Source organism: Kitasatospora sp. NPDC091257 (genome assembly GCF_044757675.1).
GTDB lineage: Bacteria > Actinomycetota > Actinomycetes > Streptomycetales > Streptomycetaceae > Kitasatospora > Kitasatospora lactacystinica.
Genome location: NZ_JBIVVI010001484.1, coordinates 1 through 1,909 on the forward strand (window position 1 = coordinate 1; position 1,909 = coordinate 1,909).

Here is a 1,909-nt window from a genome sequence, read left to right on the forward strand (position 1 = left end):
GGAACGGCCGTGACCGGGGCGCCGGGAAGGTCGGCGCCCCGGAGGCTGGCGCCGGGGACCCGGCGGTGCAGCCCTCCGGCCGGTCCGCTCGCGGTCGGCGAGGGAACTTCGGGCCGGGGAGCGGTCGTCGGCCGCGCCTCGGACACCGGGGCCGCCACCGGGGCCTCCGGCGCTGCGGGTGCCGCGGCGGACGGGCGCGGGGCGTCCAGCAGTCCGGCGGCGGCCAGTCGACGGACATCGGCCGTCACCCCGAAGCCGGAGCGGCCGAGCAGCCGGGCCAGGTCCGCCGGGGTCCTGCGACCGTCGGCGTGGTCCAACAGCTCACGTCGCCGGCGGCCGCACGAGCGGTGGGACGACCGGCGGCCGCACTCGGCCGGGCGGACGGGCGCGGTGTCGAGCTGCTCCCACGGCCAGATCCCGTCGAGCAGTTTCCGGCGGCGTTCGACCTCGCGGCGGATCCGGGCCGGGTCGACCTCCGCGACCGGCCCGAGCCAGTGCCGGGTGTCGGCCTCGAACCGCCAGACGCCGCCGGCCGGGTCGGCCAGCACGAAGAACGCGGCGTCGAACAGCGTTCCCAGGTGGCCGAGTTCGAGCTCTCCCCGGGTGAGCAGCCGCCGTTCGACCAGCGCCTCGCCGACCCTCGACCTCGGGCCGTGAGCCCGGAGCAGTTCCGCCCAGTCCTCGGGGGTGATCCGACCGCAGCCGATGAGCAGGTCGGCCAGTCCGGGCGCCCGGAGGGACTCGGCGGCGGCCACCCGCCCGTCGATCAGGTGGAGGCTGCCGAGCGGCCCGCGCAGGGCGCCGGTGGCGCGGCGGTCGGCGAGCAGGGCGAGCGCCTCGCCCGGGGACCTCGGGGTGGCGACCTCCGCCGGGGGCGGCGGCACGGTGCCGGTCGCGGCGGTCACGCGCTCACCCCAGCACCAGCTCCTCGGCGAGTGCCTGGAGGCGGAAGCGGGCGGCGGCGAGGTTGCCCTCCGCGCGGTCCAGCCAGAGGTGCAGGACGAGCCTGTTGTCGAAGACGGTGTCGATGAAGCGGATCAGGTGGTAACTGCGGCCGGCGGTGACGATGATGTCCTCCAACGGGGCCCGCCGGTCCTCCGTCACGGTGAAGGTCTGGCTCTCAACGGCCGCCCGCACCAGGTCGGTTGCCTCGGCGGCGGAGGTCTCGTGCTCTCCGGTCGGGCTGTCCCCGAGGCTGCCGAGGGCGAGCCCGCTGCTCCAGTCGACCAGGCTCGCGGCACGGGCCCCGGGGATCGCCATCGCTCCGGAGAGGCATTCGTCGATACCGGGCACACCGGCTCCTTCGCGGGGTCTGGGCGGTCGGCCGCAGCGCGGCACCGACCGGTTCACCACCAGCAGTGGCTAGTTCGACACGGAAGGCTACTGCCGGATTCCATATGACGAACATTCCCATGGCATATTCACATCAGTAACAGCCAGTTCCAGCCAAGAACTGACGGAACATCAGACAGGACGCGACCCCGCCCCCACCGGTCGGCCAGGGAGGTTGGAGTACCGTTCACCGGCCACCTGGCACGGCACCTTGGCCGGTATCGAGCCCCAAGGAAGGGTTTCGAGCCCGAAAGTACGATAAGAGGGCGCGGGCACGGAAGGCGAACACGACGAAGGGGCCCGTTCCGCTGGACGGAACGAGCCCCTTCGATGGGAGCGCCAGGCCCGGATCGCACGGACTCTCCCTACTGAAAGTAGGGCGTGCTCTGGTAGCACCGCTGACGCCTGTTCGAGATTCCGTTTCCCGGAAGATCACTTCCTCTCGACGGGATGAACACTAGCAGGACATCACGCCCGGTCAGAAATCGTGGCCGGGCGAACGGCAGCGGCCCCGGGGCGAACGGGGCGAGGCCGGGCCGAGGGGCGCACCGGGGCCCGACCGGGGCTGCGCGCCGGG

At 73.4% G+C, this 1,909-nt stretch carries 2 protein-coding genes; both read right to left on the minus strand.

All coding sequences use genetic code 11. The features are described from left to right. Positions 1-905, minus strand: a 905-nt coding sequence (locus tag ACIQOV_RS39565) for a hypothetical protein (RefSeq protein WP_401055747.1), incomplete at its 3' end; no start/stop codon positions are given. Positions 906-909: 4 nt separating this feature from the next. Continuing rightward, on the minus strand, positions 910-1,293 hold the full coding sequence (locus ACIQOV_RS39570; RefSeq protein ID WP_380545757.1) for a hypothetical protein: 384 nt from the start codon (positions 1,291-1,293) through the stop codon (positions 910-912). Between the last annotated feature and the right edge of the window lie 616 nt (positions 1,294-1,909).